We start from the raw sequence: 14,061 nt of genomic DNA, 5'->3' as shown, positions 1-14,061 counted from the left end.
TCCGGCCGGTCAGACCTGGGCCCGGTCCCGGACCGCCGCGACGATCTTCTCGATCGCCTCGGCGACGGGCACCCCGTTCTCCTGGGTTCCGTCCCGGAACCGGAACGAGACCGCCCCGGCCTCGACGTCCTCCCCGCCCGCGATGAGCGTGAACGGCACCTTCTGCTTGGAGGCGTTGCGGATCTTCTTGGCGAAGCGGTCGTCCGACAGGTCGGTCTCGGCACGGATGCCGTGGGCCTTGAGCTGCGCGACGACGTCCTTCAGGTAGTCGTCGAACGCCTCGGCCACCGGGACGGCGAGCACCTGCACGGGCGCGAGCCAGACCGGGAACTGTCCGGCGTAGTGCTCGATGAGCACGCCCATGAACCGCTCGATGGAGCCGAACTTCGCCGAGTGGATCATCACCGGGCGCTGCTTGGTGCCGTCCGGCGCGGTGTACTCCAGGCCGAAGCCCTCGGGCTGGTTGAAGTCGTACTGCACGGTGCCGAGCTGCCAGGTGCGCCCGATCGCGTCCTTCGCCTGCACCGAGATCTTCGGGCCGTAGAACGCGGCGCCGCCCGGGTCCGGGACCAGCTCGAGCCCGGTCTCCTCGGCGACGTCCTGCAGCACCTTGGTCGCGGCGGTCCAGTCCTCGTCCGAACCGACGAACTTCCCCGGCTTGGCGTGGTCGCGGGTGGAGATCTCCAGGTAGAAGTCGTTCAGGCCGAAGTCCTTGAGCAGGCTCAGCATGAACTCCAGGAGGTGCTTCACCTCTGCCGGCGCCTGCTCGGGCGTCACGTACGAGTGCGAGTCGTCCTGCGTCAGGCCGCGCACGCGGGTGAGGCCCTGCACCACGCCGGACTTCTCGTACCGGTAGACCGACCCGAACTCGAACAGCCGCAGCGGCAGCTCACGGTAGGAGCGGCCACGGGAACGGAAGATCAGGTTGTGCATGGGGCAGTTCATCGCCTTGAGGCGGTACTCCGACCCCTCGAGGTCCATCGACGGGAACATCGTGTCCGCGTAGTACGGCAGGTGGCCCGAGGTGTGGAACAGGCCCTCCTTGCTGATGTGCGGGGTGCCGACGTAGTCGAAGCCCTCCTCGATGTGCCGCCGGCGAACGTAGTCCTCCATGACCCGCTTGATGACACCACCCTTGGGGTGGAAGACGGGCAGGCCCGAGCCGATCTCGTCCGGGAAGCTGAACAGGTCCATCTCCGTGCCCAGCCGGCGGTGGTCACGACGCTCGGCCTCCGCGAGGCGCTCCTGGTAGGCCTTGAGCTCGTCCTTGCTGGGCCAGGCGGTGCCGTAGACGCGCTGCAGCATCGGGTTCTTCTCGCTGCCGCGCCAGTAGGCGGCGGCCGAGCGCATCAGCTTCACGCCCTGGCCGAGCAGCTTCGTGTTCGGCAGGTGCGGTCCGCGGCACAGGTCCTTCCAGACCACGGTCTCACTCTCGCGCCCGGCTCCGCGCACGTTCTCGTAGATGGTGAGCTCGGCGCCGCCCACCTCGACGCTCGCGCCGTCCTCGTCCAGGTCCGCCGTGTCGCCGGTGCCCTTGATGCCGATGAGCTCCAGCTTGTACGGCTCGCCCGCGAGCTCCGCGCGGGCCTCCTCCTCGGTGACGACGCGCCGGCGGAAGGTCTGGCCCTCCTTGATGATGCGGGCCATCGCCTTGTCCAGGGCCTTGAGGTCGTCCGGCGTGAACGGCTCGGCGACGTCGAAGTCGTAGTAGAAGCCGTCCTTGACGGGCGGCCCGATGCCGAGCTTCGCGTCCGGGTTGATCTGCTGCACGGCCTGGGCGAGCACGTGCGCGGCCGAGTGCCGCAGCACGTCCAGCCCGTCCGGCTCGTCGACGGTCACCGGCTCCACGACCGCCCCGCCCGGGATCGCGCGGTGCAGGTCCCACAGTGTGCCGTCGACCCGCACGACCACGACGTCCTTGCGGTCGCCGTACAGGTCGGCGCCGGTGGTGGGGACCGTGGTCGTCATCGTCGTCGCCTCCGTGTCGGTGACGTCACCGGGGGTGAGGTCCTGCTGAGTGGGCGGCGATACGACGTCGGACACGAATGGTCTCCTTCAGCGAGCTCATGACCCCCGCACGCGCGAGGGGCGCCGTCCAGACGAGCGACGCCCCTCGATCGTACCGATCCGAGCGCCCAGGGCGAACTCGATACCGGCCCGCTGTGCAGCTTCTCAGTCGCCGAGCTTGCCCTCGCCCTCGGCCTCGGCAAGGCTGTCCGGCTTCTCGTCCGACGCCTTCTCTTCCGGCGCCGCGGTCTTCTCCTCCGGCACCGCAGCCGACCCCTCCGACACCGGGGCCTTCTCCTCCGGCGCCGCGGCCGGCTCCTCGTCCTCGGGGCCGCCCCACTCCTTGGCCTTCTCCGCGAGACCGTCGAGCGCGCCCCGGGCCTGCTCGGGCGCCAGCTGCTTGAGCTTACCGGCCGCCATGTCCACGTTCTCGTCCGTGGCCAGCGCCTTCGCCCGGGCGATGTTCTCCGGGTCGGTGACGAACGCCTTGGCCGCCTCGAAAAATCCCATATCCGGCTCCTCCTGCCGTTCGCAGGCACGCCGTAGTGCGTGACTCCCTGCAGACGACGGCACCTCCGTCGCTGCCCGAGAAGGTACACAAGACGGACGAAGGCCGCATCCCTGAGCGACAGAATCGCTCCAGGACGCGGCCTCGCGGAAGCCGGCGGACGGACTCCCCCGCCCGCCCGGCCCCACCGGGTCAGCTCTCGCCGAACTCCTTGGCCTTGTCGGCGAGACCGTCGATCGCGCCGTCCGCCTGGTCCGGCGCGATGTCCTTGAGCTTGTCGGCAGCCGCGTCGACGTTCTCGTCGGTCAGCAGCTCCTTCGCCTTCTCGACGTTCTCCGGGTCCGTCGCCATGTCCTTGGCCTTGTCGAAGAGTCCCATGTCTGCCTCCTTGTGCCGATGGCACAGGCGCGTGTCCACGCCCCCTGTGAGCGACGGATCGTCCGCCGCCGGTCCCGAAGGTAGACCCCCGAGGCAGGGCCCGCCACCGCACACAGCCCGCCCCGGGAGCCGCCGCGAAGCCCGCACCCCGTCACCCTTCGGCGCGAATCCGCTTCACCAGCGCCTCCCGCTGACCGTCGGTCAGCCCGCCGCTCGCGAGATACCCCGCGACCGCCCCGTACTCCGCGCGCAGGCCCGCCAGGGTCTCGAGCATGACCTCCCGCGTCCCCGCCCTGCTCCGCGCCGGATGCAGATGGCCCGGGAGCGCATCGCCGCCGCCGTCCGCCGCCTCCCCGGACACCGGCCGGGCCGCCGCACGCTCCTCGTGCACGGCCCGCGCACGCTCCATCGCCGCCACGTGGACCGCCAGGCGCGGGGCGAGCCGGACGTTGGTCAGCTCGTAGTCCACGGCGATCGCCTCGTCGTCCGCACCCGCCAGCGACAGCGCGAACGCCACCACCAGCCCGGTGCGGTCCTTGCCCGCCGCGCAGTGCACGAGCACCGGCCCCTCCGGCGCCTCCGCGATCGCACCGACGGCCCGGGCGAACAACTCGGGCCGGCGCTCCAGCATCCCCGCGTACAGGTGCGCCCACGGCCCCTCCACCGGATCCCCGTACTCTTGGACCGGCGGGTTCAGATACTCCGGGTCGCCCGGCTCCCGCACCTCGCCGTCGTCCGCAGGATCGCCGAACGGATGCGGGTACTTCCTGGTCTCCGCCGGGAGCCGCAGATCGATGACCCGTACGGCCCCGTACGCGCGCGCCGCCCGCACGCCGTCGTGCTCGAGCCAGCTCAGCGACTCCGACCGGACCAGGGCACGCTCCCGCACGAGAGCGCCGCCATCGAGCGGCATCCCGCCCAGGTCACGCGCGTTGAGCAGTCCGGACCAGTCCAGGTGCAAGGGAGTGTAAGAGGTCACGACGCCGAGCGTAGACGGGGTCACCGACAACGCTCCGGGTGTCCGACCCACCGCGTAGAGTCTCCTGCCATGGGTGAGCTCGGACAGGTGATGCGCGTGGTGCGCACGCTCCTGCTCGCGTCCACCTCCCTCAGCCTGGCCACCCTGGCCCACAGCCTCGGTGGTGGCGCACTCCCGGACGCCGGCGCGATGGCGGCGCTCGCGGTCCTCACGGTCGCGGCCTCCTGCGTCGTCGCACAGGCCCGCCCGCGCGTGTGGATCCTCGCGCCGTTCCTCGGTGCCCTGCAGCTCTGCCTGCACCAGGCCCTGACCTGGTCCGCCGCCGCGAGCGCCGCGGCCGTGCCGGGCACCGCGCCCTCCGGCCACGCCCGCCACCACGCCGGTGCCGCCGTCGCGCCCGCCGCGCACGCCACGCTCACCGTGACGCACGACCACCTGACGAGCCCGCGCATGGTGGCCTTCCACATCGCCGCGGTCCTGGTCACCGCCGTCCTCATCACAGCGGGCGAGGGCACCGCGCGGGACGCCCTGCAGATGTTCGGGCACATGCTGCTCACGCTGGCGACACCACGCATTCCCGCGCCGGCCCGGCCCACGACGCCGCACCCGCGCCCGGCCACCCTGCCGACGCCGTCGTCCGTGCTCGTGGCCAGGAGCACACCCCGCCGCGGCCCGCCGGCGGCGCTCGCGGTTCTCGCCTGAGCCGGTCCCCACGTCCCGCCGTCGTGCGGACGTGCGGTGGCGCGCGTCTCGGGTGAGGCCGCACCGCGGCTCGCGCCGCACGGCACGTGTCGCATGAGCTCCCCACCCGGGCATCCCCGCACGCCACGACCCGCCGCAGGCACACTCCGCCGGCGCCGGGCGTCTCGGCGTGCTGCGCAGAAAGCTGAGAAACCATGAACCGCAACACCATCTCCCGTCCCCGCACACTGGCCGCCGCGGCCGTCGTCTCCCTGACACTGCTGCCCGCTGCCTGTACCGCCGGGTCGCAGGCCGCCTCGGAGGACGCACCGGCGTCCGAGACGGACGCGGAGGCGCTGACCATCGAGGACCCGTGGGCCAAGGCCATCGACGAGGGCATGACGGCCGTCTTCGGCACCCTCACGAACTCCTCCGGCCACGACGTCCGGCTCGTGTCGGCCGAGTCGGACGCCGCGGAGTCCGCGGAGCTGCACGTGTTCGCCGACGACGGCGGCACGCCCGTCATGCAGGAGGCGGACGGCGGGCTGATGATCCCCGCGGACGAGCCCTTCGACCTGGAGCCGGGCGGGCCGCACCTGATGCTGCTGGGCGTCACCGACCCGCTCGAACCGGGCGAGGACGTCACCGTCGTCGTGACCGCGGAGGACGGGTCCGAACTGGAGATCGTCGCCCCCGTGCGGTCGTTCGACGGCGCGAACGAGAGCTACGAGCCGGACGGCGGCGCGGACGGGGAGTCGATGGACCACTCCGACCACTCCGACCACTCCGACCACTCCGACCACTCCGACCACAGCGAGCACGGCGACGGCGAGGAGGACATGTGACCGGCGGCCCGGCCCGCGCGGACGGGGCCGCCGACGACGGCCCCGACGGGACGCCCGGACCCTCGCGCCGGGGATTCCTGCGCGGCGGGGCCACCTTCCTGGGCGGCGCTCTCGGTGGAGCGGCCGCCACCGTGGGCGCGACGACCGCCCGGAGTGCGACGGTGACACCGTCGGACACCGCCGGACAGACGCCGGACCAGGCGGGCCGGGCGACCGTTCCGTTCCGCGGGCCGCGTCAGCCGGGTGTCGACACCACGCCGCAGGCGTTCGCGACGCTCGTCGCGCTCGATCTGGCCGGCGGGACGGACCGCGACGCCCTGGTGCGTCTCATGCGGATCTGGACCGATGATGCGGAACGGCTCATGTCCGGACGCCCGGGGCTGACGGACACCGAGCCGGAGCTCGCGGCGGTCCCGGCGCGGCTGACGGTGACCGTGGGCTACGGGCCCGCGGTGTTCGCGGCGGCGGACCTGGCCGGCCGCATGCCGTCGTGGCTGCACCCGCTGCCGTCGTTCGGCGTCGACCGGCTCGAGGACGCCTGGTCGGGGGGCGACCTGCTGCTGCAGGTCTGCGCCGACGACCTGGTGACCGTCTCCCACGCGGTGCGCGTGCTGGTGCGGCAGGCGCGGACGTTCGCTCGTCCGCGGTGGCTCCAGCGCGGCTTCCGCAACAGCCCGGGCACCGTCGCGCCAGGCACGACGTGGCGCAATCCCATGGGGCAGGTGGACGGCACGGGGAATATCGACCCCGCAGCCGAACCTCACCTGGTCTGGCACACGGACGACACAGCGGGCTGGCTGGCCGGTGGCACCTCCGTCGTCGTACGCCGGATCGCGATGGATCTCGACGGCTGGGACAAGGTCGACCGCGAGGGGCGGGAGAACACCATCGGGCGAAGGCTGTCCGACGGCGCTCCCCTGACCGGCAGCCACGAACACGACGAGCCGGACCTGGAGGCCAAGGGGCCCTACGGCTTCGGCGTCATCGACACCGCAGCGCACATCCGCCGGTCCCGGAGCGACGACCCGTACGAGCGGTTCCTGCGCCGCCCGTACGGGTACGACGACGGGCCGGGCGACACCGGTCTCGTGTTCGTCAGCTATCAGGCGGACGTCGACCGGCAGTTCCTCCCCGTCCAGCGCAGGCTGGACGAGATGGATCTGCTCAACCAGTGGACGACGCCGGTCGGCTCGGCGGTCTTCGCCGTGCCGCCGGGCGCGAGGCCGGGTGAGTACCTGGGCCAGGCCCTGCTGGAGGCGTGAGGTCGCGCCGGGCCGACCGGTCCGGCGCGATGGCCCGTCGTGACGGCCCGTGGTGAGCGGCTGGCCGCCGTCCTGGCATGCCGTGCTGTCTCGGCATGCCAGGAGGCGGCCCCATGTCAGGCGGCAGCCGCCGCTACGCTGTCTCGACGGAGGCCATTTCTCTGACTAAGGTCAGCGATATGCCGATCGACTCCCGGACCGCCGTCGTACGCCGCTTCAACCGCAGCTACACCCAGCGCATCGGAGCGCTGGAGGACTCGTTCCTGGGCATGGGCGCGCCGCTGGGCACGATGCGGCTGCTGTTCGAGATCGGGACCCGCGCGGGGACCGTCGCCGACCTGCGCGCACGCACCGGCCTCGACTCCGGCTACGTCAGCAGGCAGCTCAAGCGCCTCACCGGCGCCCGCCTCGTGGACCTCACGCCGCTCGGCAGGACGCGCTGGAACGAACTCGAGGCCCGCTCCGCCGAACGCGCCCGTACCCTCCTGGAGCCCCTGACCGAGCGGCAGCGCGACCGCCTCGTGCGCGCCCTCGCCGAGGCCGACCTCCTCGTACGCACCGCCGCCATGACCTTCGAGACGGTGGATCCGCTGTCGCCGGGAGCCCGGGCAGCCGTCGGGCAGTATGCCGCCGAGCTCGCGACGCTCTTCCCGTTCGACCCGGGCGAGCCGTCCGAGGCCGACGCGGCGCAGCTCCTGCCGCCGTCGGGCCGGTTCGTGCTGGCGGTCGACGACGGCGAGCCGGTCGCATGCGGCGGCGTCCGGGCCTTCGGCGACGGCGTGGCCGAGATCAAGCGCATGTGGGTGCACCCCGACTGGCGTGGCGCCGGACTGGCCTCGCGCCTGCTGCAACACCTGGAGACCGCTGCAGCCGACGCCGGCCACACGACGGTCCGGCTGGACACGAACGAGGCCCTCACGGCCGCGATCGCCATGTACGACCGCGCCGGCTACCACCGCATCGACCGCTACAACGACAACCCGGACGCCACTCACTTCTTCGAGAAGCACCTGAGCTGAGCCCCAGATTCCCACCCGCCCGGTTGCGGCTCCGCCGCTTGGCACACTTTTACCGTGCCCCATGAGCCTGCTTACACCTACAAGGGCCATGGCGTAAGCAAGCTCATGGCCGAGCTCGATCCGGCCTGTGGATGGACAGCGGTCGGCCGCCGCGTGTGGTGCGGTGAGGAAATGCCACGTCATCGATCCGGCGTTCCTACCGACCTCCTGGCACTTGCTCGGGATCGCGGCGGTATGCTCTCCGTCCGGCAGTGCGAGGAGCACGACGTCACCGCGATCAGGCGGCATCGGCTCGTCGCGTCCGGCGCCTGGTCCCGAGCGGCACGCGGCGTGTTCGACACCAGGCTGCGCGACGTCACGCTCCACAAGTACGACCAGGAACGATGGCGAGCCGTCTGGCTCGCGCTCTACGCCTATCCCCGAGGGATCGCGTTGAGCGACATCGCGCTGATGCTGCATGGCGCGCAGGGCCTGCCACGGCGGCTCACCCCGGAAGTTGCGCTCCCGGGCGGGGCGGCAGCCAGGTCGCGGGCCGGCGTCGCCGTCCGCCAGACCGATGTCACCGGAAAGACCGTGCAAGTCGATGGACGCGATGTCGTCGAACCCGTCCTGGCCCTCGTCCAGGCGATGCGAACCCTGGGTCGCGACAGCTGGGTACGGTGCGCGGACAGCCTGATCCACCAGGGAGTCATCGGACCGGCGAGCCTCCGTGAGGTCTCCCGGCTCATGCGTCGCGCCGGCCACTCGGACAAGGCACGGTGGCTGAGGCTCGTCGACGGACGCGCCGAGTCCCCCCTCGAGACCGATGCGCGCCTCCAGTGCGAGGATGCGGGAATACCACCGGATGACCTGCAGCGAGCGTTCTACGACGGCTGTGGCCAATTCGTCGGCAGGTCCGACCTCGTCTGGCACCTCGGTGCTGACAGATGGCTTGTCGTCGAGATCGATGGCAACGCCTACCACGCGTCGCACGATCAACTGGGCTACGACGCGCTCCGGCAGAACGAACTGCTCCGCGACCGACGATTGCTACTGCTCCGCTTCCGGAGCCGCCACCTCTACGAGTACCCGGGCATCGCCGGGGACATCGCCTCCATCCTGCATGCCGAAGGGTGGAAACCGGGCCGCGAACTCCCGGCGGACACCGCACATCGTCGCGGGACGCCATGAGGTAGGCCTCGAGCCACGAGCTTGCTTACGCCCAGGGCCGTTGAAGCGTAAGCAAGCTCATGGCTCATGGGCTCCGCATCGAGAGGCGCGGGCGGGAGTGAAGCCCCCCATGCCCGCTGACCGCCGAGCTGCCGGAGGAGCCGCCCCGAGCGGGGCCGCGGTGCCGCGCCCCTACAAGATTGACGAGGCGACGTGGCCTGCTCACGGTCACACGCTACTGGTCCATCGGGCGGGGCTGTGGTGGCCGCGCCCTCGCGGGAATTGACGAGGCGGCGTGTGCCCACTCGTGGACACGCTCCGCCGATCCGTCGGGCCGGGTGCGGGGGCCGCGCCCCCGCAAGGCATGACGAGGCGGAGTGGTCCAACCCTGTTGGACACACTCCGCCGATCCGTCTCGTGGGCGATACAGGACTCGAACCTGTGACCTCTTCGGTGTGAACGAAGCGCGCTAACCATCTGCGCCAATCGCCCCTGGTCGTGCGCAGCGATCCTAGCATTCGCCGGGCCGCCTGCGACGACCGTCGCTCAGGGGTCGATCAGCTCGCGGCGCATCTTCTCGAACACGTCGCGCGCCGCCCTCGACAGCTCGCCGGCCAGCAGGTCGACGCCGTCGAGCCAGGTCGTGGGCTGCACGTTCCGCACGGATCCGGTCAGGAGCATGTGCGAGCGTCCGGCCGAGACGTCGTCGAGCGCGTCGAACGTCAGCTCGCCCTCACGCGCCTCCCGCACCGGCAGCCCGGCCTCGGCGCCCCATTCCAGCAGCAGCTCGCGGGTGATCCCCGCGAGGCAGCCCACCGACAGCGGCGGCGTCACCAGTTCGCCGTCGCGCTCGACGAAGACGTTGGATCCGGTTCCCTCGCACAGCTCGCCGCGCGTGTTCGCGAGGACGGCCTCGTCGCCGCCCTTGGCGACGGCGTCGGCCAGGGCCACGACATTCTCCGCGTACGACGTCGTCTTCAGGCCCGCCACGGCCGACCGCTCGTTGCGGGTCCACGGCGAGCGCACGGCACGACCCTCGGCCCGGATCTCCGCGGGGCCGGCAGCGACGATGACAGTCTGCGGCCCGCCGGACCGTCCCGACGCGAGCGGTCCGACGCCGTCGGTCACGGTGATCCGCAGCCGGCCGGCGGCAGGCCCGGCGGCGAGGACGGCGGCGACGCCGTCGCGAATGTGCTGCTCGTCGGGTTCGGCGATGCCGAGCCCCGCGGCGGACCGCGCGAGCCGCTTCAGGTGGCGCGTGAGGGCGAACGCCTGGCCGTCGAACACGGCACACGTCTCGAACACCCCGTCGCCCACCGTGATGCCGTGGTCGACCGCGCTGATCGCGCCCTCGTCGGGCGCCACGAGTCGCCCGCCCGTCCAGATCACCGTCTGCGTCATGGGGTCATCCTGCCTGCCGGGGCGGCGGACCGCGAAACCGGCCGTTCTCCGCCCGGCTCGGTGCCCGACGATGCGAGCCCCACCAGGCGTTCCGCCTTGAGTTCGGTCTCCCGCCACTCCGCGGTGGGGTCGCTGCCCCAGGTGATGCCGGCTCCGGTGCCGAAGCGGAGCGTGCCCGCCCCGGGACCGTCGTCGTCCCCCCGTTCCCACCAGAACGTGCGGATGCCGACGGCGAGCGACGCCGTGCCGGCGTCGCCGTCGACCCAGCCGACCGCACCGCAGTACGGACCGCGCGGGGCCGGTTCCAGGTCGTCGATGATCCGCAGCGCCGACGACTTCGGCGCTCCCGACACGGACCCCGGCGGGAACGTCGCCGCCAGCAGGTGCCGCCAGACGTCAGGGGCGCGGGCGACGTCGTCGGACAGCACGCCGCGGACGCGCGAGACCAGGTGCACCAGGCCGGGGTGGTGCTCGACGGCGAGCAGCCCGCTCACCTCGACCGTGCCGGGCCGGCAGACGTGCTGCAGGTCGTTGCGGACGAGGTCCGTGATCATGACGTTCTCGGCGTGATCCTTGTCGGTGAGGCCGTCGGGTGTGCGGGCGGTGCCCTTGATGGGTCCGGAGGTGACGACAGGGCCGTCGGGGCCGGGTTCCAGCGACAGGTACAGCTCCGGGGAGGCGCTGACCACCCAGACCGGGTCGACGTCGCGGCCGTCGACGCCGGTCGTGGCCGCGGGGACATGGATCGCGCAGGCGTGCGGCGCGGGGTTGCCGACGGCGAGCCGGGCGGCGAGGGCGCGGGCGTCGGGCTCGGTGGTGGTGCCGTCGTCGCGGGCCCGGGCCGGTAGCGGAGCGGCCAGGACCCGGCAGAGGTTGGCCTGGTAGACGGCGCCCTCGCGCACGTGCTCGCGGATCCGGCGCACCGCCGCCTCGTAGGCGGCGCGGTCCATCGAACTCGTCCAGGCCTCGGGGTCCGGCCCGGTCCAGGTGCCCGACGGCGGTCCGGGGTGCGGCACGTCGTCCCTGCCCGACGGCGGTCCCGGGTGGGGTGCGGGGTGCGCGTCCGACGCCGGCTCCGGGTGAGACGTGTCGTGCGCGTCGTGCGCGTCGTGCGTGGCGGACGACGGTCCCGGGCGGGACAGGTCGTGCACGTCGGACGCCGAGCGCGTGGGGTTTCCGCTCGGGACGGCCACGGGACCCGGGGGCGGGGTGACGTGCCGGAACTGCCATGCGCGGGCCCGGCCCTCGAAGTCGGCGACGACGAACCACATGCCCTCTGCCAGCGCCTCCGGCTCGGCATCGACGTCGACGCAACGGGTCACGTGCGTGGCGACACGTCCGTCGAAGGTCGCCCAGCCGGTGTTCCCGGTCACGTCACGGGTGGCCAGGATCGTCGCGGTGGCGCGGGTTCTCGCGGGTCGGCGCGGAGTAGGGGACACATCGTCCACGCTAACGCCGCGCAATCGATTGGACGGCCACACCGATGTTCGATTAATGTTCAGACCACGCCGGAGCACACGGGGAAATCCCGTCAGGTCCGGCTGTGCGGACGTAGCTCAGTTGGTAGAGCATCACCTTGCCATGGTGAGGGTCGCGAGTTCGAATCTCGTCGTCCGCTCGGAGGCCCGCTCCCGTGCTCGTCTCGCAGGAGCATCCTCGCGGTGGGTTGGCCGAGAGGCGAGGCAGCGGCCTGCAAAGCCGTATACACGGGTTCGAATCCCGTACCCACCTCGCATGAACTCGAGCGATTGGCGCAGCGGTAGCGCGCTTCCCTGACACGGAAGAGGTCACTGGTTCGATCCCAGTATCGCTCACCACTACCCCACCAGGGGCGATTGGCGCAGATGGTTAGCGCGCTTCGTTCACACCGAAGAGGTCACAGGTTCGAGTCCTGTATCGCCCACGAGACGGATCGGCGGAGTGTGTCCAACAGGGTTGGACCACTCCGCCTCGTCATGTCTTGCGGGGGTGCGGCCCCCGCACCCTGCCGCGCCTCTCGATGCAGATGCCCATGAGCCATGAGCCATGAGCCATGAGCCATGAGCCTGCTTACGCCTCAACGACCCTGGGCGTAAGCAACCTCGTGGCTCGCGGCTTTCCTCATGGTTGAGAGGCGCGCCCGGCCGCACCCGCCGTCTCGGGCGGGCCGTGTCGGCAGGCTTGGTGATGGGCCTGGCCGTGTGCGGGGTTCGGGTGGCACTCTGCTCAGATGATCCTGCGAGACGTGTCCGACGACGACCTGGACGTCCTCTTCGACATCCAGGCCGACGGAACGGCGCAGCACATGGCTGCCTTCACCAGCCCCGATCAGGGTGATCGAGAGGAATATCGCGCCCGATGGCGGAAGTTCATGGGCGACGACTCGATCACGAGCAAGGTGATCGTCGTCGACGGTGATGTCGTCGGCAGTGTCGGGAGCTTCGTCGTCGACGGTGACACGGAGGTCACCTACTGGGTGCGGCGAGACGTCTGGGGGCGAGGCATCGCCTCGGCAGCGCTCGCGAGCCTGCTCCGGCAGGTGACCGTCCGCCCGCTGTACGCACGTGTCGCGGCTGACAACACCGCGTCGGCGCGGATCCTGGTGCGCAACGGTTTCACTCGGGTCGGTGAGGAGACGTCCTTCGCCGAGGCACGTCAGGCGGAGATCGAGGAGCACATCTACCGGCTCGACGAGTCGGGGCCATAGGCCCCGAGCCCGCCGCCGGGTTGCCGGCGAGCCAGGAGCTTGCTTACGTCCAGGACCCTTGAGCCGTAAGCAAGCTCCTGGCTCGCCCGCATCCTCGACGTGTGGTTCCGCGCCCAGGACCACGCCGCGACCCGTGTGACGTACACCCGTCCGCGAACTGCCCGTTCGATTGGACCTTTGGACGGTGCGTCCCGTAATCTTCTGGAGCGCCGGTTCGCGGAAGCGGGCCGGAATCGTGCGGACGTAGCTCAGTTGGTAGAGCATCACCTTGCCATGGTGAGGGTCGCGAGTTCGAATCTCGTCGTCCGCTCTGAAGTGGGTGAGAACCCTCGCGGTGGGTTGGCCGAGTGGCGAGGCAGCGGCCTGCAAAGCCGTATACACGGGTTCGAATCCCGTACCCACCTCGCGCGATTGGCGCAGCGGTAGCGCGCTTCCCTGACACGGAAGAGGTCACTGGTTCGATCCCAGTATCGCGCACGAGACGGATAGGCGGAGTGTGCCCATGAATGGGCCACTCCGTCTCGTCATTCCCTGCAGGGGCGGAGCCCCCGCGCCCCGCCCCGGGGGCAGGCCCCCGAACCCCCGCCATGGTGCACCGGGTAAGTACCTGCCGGGTCGGAGGGGTACAGCAGGCAGATGCCCGCCGGCTCACGCTGCACCGGGCAGGTGCCTGCCGCGTAGGAGGGGTACAGCAGGCAGGCACCCGCCGGTCCGGGGTGCACCGGCCGGCTCGGGCCGCATCCGGCCCCTCGCTCTGTTGTCGTGGGGTGGCGCGGCGTACCGTCGGGAGCATGTGCCGCAACATCACGACCCTGCGCGGGCTCGAACCGCCCGCCACCGACGAGGAGATCACGGCCGCGGCCTTGCAGTTCGTCCGCAAGGTGACCGGTGTGACGAAGCTTTCCGACGCCACGCGGGAGCCGGTCGAGCGGGCCACCGACGAGGTGGCCGCGATCGTCACCCGGCTGCTCGAGGAACTGCCCGCCCGGCGGCAGCCACCCAAGTCCGTCCCGCCGTTGCGCCGCGCCGAGGTGCAGGCCCGCATCGCGGAGCGGCAGCGCGCCCGCGAGGAACACGAGCGCATGCACGAACTGGGCATCGCCCACCAGCACTGATCCAGCGCTCATCCGGCCGGTCCGGCGCAGG

Annotated in this window: 13 protein-coding genes and 8 tRNA genes; 14 read left to right on the top strand and 7 right to left on the bottom strand. The window is 71.5% G+C overall.

The features are described 5' to 3' along the window. Nucleotides 1–9 precede the first annotated feature (9 nt). From thrS to ACYVK5_RS18100, 4 genes are all read right to left on the bottom strand, one after another. A complete protein-coding gene (gene thrS, locus ACYVK5_RS18115) occupies nt 10–2,043 on the bottom strand; it encodes a threonine--tRNA ligase (protein ID WP_460707353.1) in 2,034 nt (677 codons plus the stop codon). Between the two features lie 129 nt (nt 2,044–2,172). Then, on the bottom strand, nt 2,173–2,517 hold the full coding sequence (locus ACYVK5_RS18110) for a hypothetical protein (RefSeq protein ID WP_460707352.1): 345 nt from the start codon (nt 2,515–2,517) through the stop codon (nt 2,173–2,175). Nucleotides 2,518–2,707: 190 nt separating this feature from the next. Beyond that, nucleotides 2,708–2,893, bottom strand: a complete 186-nt coding sequence (locus ACYVK5_RS18105; RefSeq protein WP_460707351.1) for a hypothetical protein — start codon at nt 2,891–2,893, stop codon at nt 2,708–2,710. Between the two features lie 151 nt (nt 2,894–3,044). After that, complete coding sequence (locus ACYVK5_RS18100; protein ID WP_460707350.1) at nt 3,045–3,872, bottom strand: tyrosine-protein phosphatase; 828 nt, start codon at nt 3,870–3,872, stop codon at nt 3,045–3,047. Between the two features lie 69 nt (nt 3,873–3,941). On the opposite strand from ACYVK5_RS18100, the gene ACYVK5_RS18095 reads away from it, so the two are divergent. The 5 genes from ACYVK5_RS18095 to ACYVK5_RS18075 all read left to right on the top strand — a co-directional run bounded on the left by ACYVK5_RS18095 (nt 3,942) and on the right by ACYVK5_RS18075 (nt 8,849). Beyond that, nucleotides 3,942–4,574: a hypothetical protein gene (locus ACYVK5_RS18095; RefSeq protein WP_460707349.1), complete on the top strand. Its 633-nt coding sequence runs from the start codon at nt 3,942–3,944 to the stop codon at nt 4,572–4,574. A gap of 194 nt (nt 4,575–4,768) precedes the next feature. After that, on the top strand, nt 4,769–5,398 hold the full coding sequence (locus ACYVK5_RS18090; RefSeq protein ID WP_460707348.1) for a copper chaperone PCu(A)C: 630 nt from the start codon (nt 4,769–4,771) through the stop codon (nt 5,396–5,398). Then, nucleotides 5,395–6,660, top strand: a complete 1,266-nt coding sequence (locus ACYVK5_RS18085; RefSeq protein ID WP_460707347.1) for a Dyp-type peroxidase — start codon at nt 5,395–5,397, stop codon at nt 6,658–6,660. The genes ACYVK5_RS18090 and ACYVK5_RS18085 overlap by 4 nt, the downstream gene beginning before the upstream one ends. A 179-nt stretch (nt 6,661–6,839) precedes the next feature. Next, nucleotides 6,840–7,679 (top strand): bifunctional helix-turn-helix transcriptional regulator/GNAT family N-acetyltransferase, encoded by an 840-nt coding sequence (locus tag ACYVK5_RS18080; protein WP_460707346.1) that lies wholly within the window; start codon nt 6,840–6,842, stop codon nt 7,677–7,679. 234 nt (nt 7,680–7,913) lie between these two features. Further along, nucleotides 7,914–8,849, top strand: a complete 936-nt coding sequence (locus ACYVK5_RS18075) for a hypothetical protein (RefSeq protein WP_460707345.1) — start codon at nt 7,914–7,916, stop codon at nt 8,847–8,849. 397 nt (nt 8,850–9,246) lie between these two features. Here the strand turns inward: ACYVK5_RS18075 and ACYVK5_RS18070 are convergent. From ACYVK5_RS18070 to ACYVK5_RS18060, 3 genes are all read right to left on the bottom strand, one after another. Further along, nucleotides 9,247–9,320 (bottom strand) — tRNA-Val (locus ACYVK5_RS18070). Between the two features lie 54 nt (nt 9,321–9,374). After that, nucleotides 9,375–10,229: an aminotransferase class IV gene (locus ACYVK5_RS18065; RefSeq protein WP_460707344.1), complete on the bottom strand. Its 855-nt coding sequence runs from the start codon at nt 10,227–10,229 to the stop codon at nt 9,375–9,377. Continuing rightward, entirely contained in the window at nt 10,226–11,602 is a 1,377-nt protein-coding gene (locus tag ACYVK5_RS18060) for a chorismate-binding protein (RefSeq protein WP_460707402.1), read from the bottom strand. The genes ACYVK5_RS18065 and ACYVK5_RS18060 overlap by 4 nt, the downstream gene beginning before the upstream one ends. A gap of 172 nt (nt 11,603–11,774) precedes the next feature. On the opposite strand from ACYVK5_RS18060, the gene ACYVK5_RS18055 reads away from it, so the two are divergent. The 9 genes from ACYVK5_RS18055 (at nt 11,775) to ACYVK5_RS18015 (ending at nt 14,030) form a co-directional block, all read left to right on the top strand. Continuing rightward, nucleotides 11,775–11,847: transfer RNA gene (locus ACYVK5_RS18055), tRNA-Gly, on the top strand. 42 nt (nt 11,848–11,889) lie between these two features. Next, nucleotides 11,890–11,960: transfer RNA gene (locus tag ACYVK5_RS18050), tRNA-Cys, on the top strand. Between the two features lie 11 nt (nt 11,961–11,971). Beyond that, a tRNA-Val gene (locus ACYVK5_RS18045) sits at nt 11,972–12,046 on the top strand. A 12-nt stretch (nt 12,047–12,058) separates the two neighbouring features. Continuing rightward, a tRNA-Val gene (locus ACYVK5_RS18040) sits at nt 12,059–12,132 on the top strand. 306 nt (nt 12,133–12,438) lie between these two features. Beyond that, the gene (locus ACYVK5_RS18035) at nt 12,439–12,915 is read left to right on the top strand and encodes a GNAT family N-acetyltransferase (RefSeq protein ID WP_460707343.1); all 477 of its coding nucleotides are present in this window, start codon (nt 12,439–12,441) and stop codon (nt 12,913–12,915) included. A gap of 237 nt (nt 12,916–13,152) precedes the next feature. After that, nucleotides 13,153–13,225: transfer RNA gene (locus ACYVK5_RS18030), tRNA-Gly, on the top strand. A gap of 23 nt (nt 13,226–13,248) precedes the next feature. Beyond that, nucleotides 13,249–13,319, top strand: a tRNA-Cys gene (locus ACYVK5_RS18025). Between the two features lies 1 nt (nt 13,320). Continuing rightward, nucleotides 13,321–13,392, top strand: a tRNA-Val gene (locus tag ACYVK5_RS18020). A 314-nt stretch (nt 13,393–13,706) separates the two neighbouring features. After that, a complete protein-coding gene (locus tag ACYVK5_RS18015; protein ID WP_460707342.1) occupies nt 13,707–14,030 on the top strand; it encodes a DUF2277 domain-containing protein in 324 nt (107 codons plus the stop codon). Nucleotides 14,031–14,061: the final 31 nt, after the last annotated feature.

Source organism: Myceligenerans halotolerans, assembly GCF_054782975.1.
This window is presented reverse-complemented; position numbering and strand designations above follow the sequence as displayed.

Coding starts and splice junctions, on each gene's coding strand:
- ACYVK5_RS18110 (WP_460707352.1), bottom strand. CDS start 2,517: ATGGGATTTTTCGAGGCGGCCAAGGCGTTCGTCACCGACCCGGAGAAC.
- ACYVK5_RS18105 (WP_460707351.1), bottom strand. CDS start 2,893: ATGGGACTCTTCGACAAGGCCAAGGACATGGCGACGGACCCGGAGAAC.
- ACYVK5_RS18095 (WP_460707349.1), top strand. CDS start 3,942: ATGGGTGAGCTCGGACAGGTGATGCGCGTGGTGCGCACGCTCCTGCTC.
- ACYVK5_RS18090 (WP_460707348.1), top strand. CDS start 4,769: ATGAACCGCAACACCATCTCCCGTCCCCGCACACTGGCCGCCGCGGCC.
- ACYVK5_RS18080 (WP_460707346.1), top strand. CDS start 6,840: ATGCCGATCGACTCCCGGACCGCCGTCGTACGCCGCTTCAACCGCAGC.
- ACYVK5_RS18075 (WP_460707345.1), top strand. CDS start 7,914: ATGCTCTCCGTCCGGCAGTGCGAGGAGCACGACGTCACCGCGATCAGG.
- ACYVK5_RS18065 (WP_460707344.1), bottom strand. CDS start 10,229: ATGACGCAGACGGTGATCTGGACGGGCGGGCGACTCGTGGCGCCCGAC.
- ACYVK5_RS18035 (WP_460707343.1), top strand. CDS start 12,439: ATGATCCTGCGAGACGTGTCCGACGACGACCTGGACGTCCTCTTCGAC.
- ACYVK5_RS18015 (WP_460707342.1), top strand. CDS start 13,707: ATGTGCCGCAACATCACGACCCTGCGCGGGCTCGAACCGCCCGCCACC.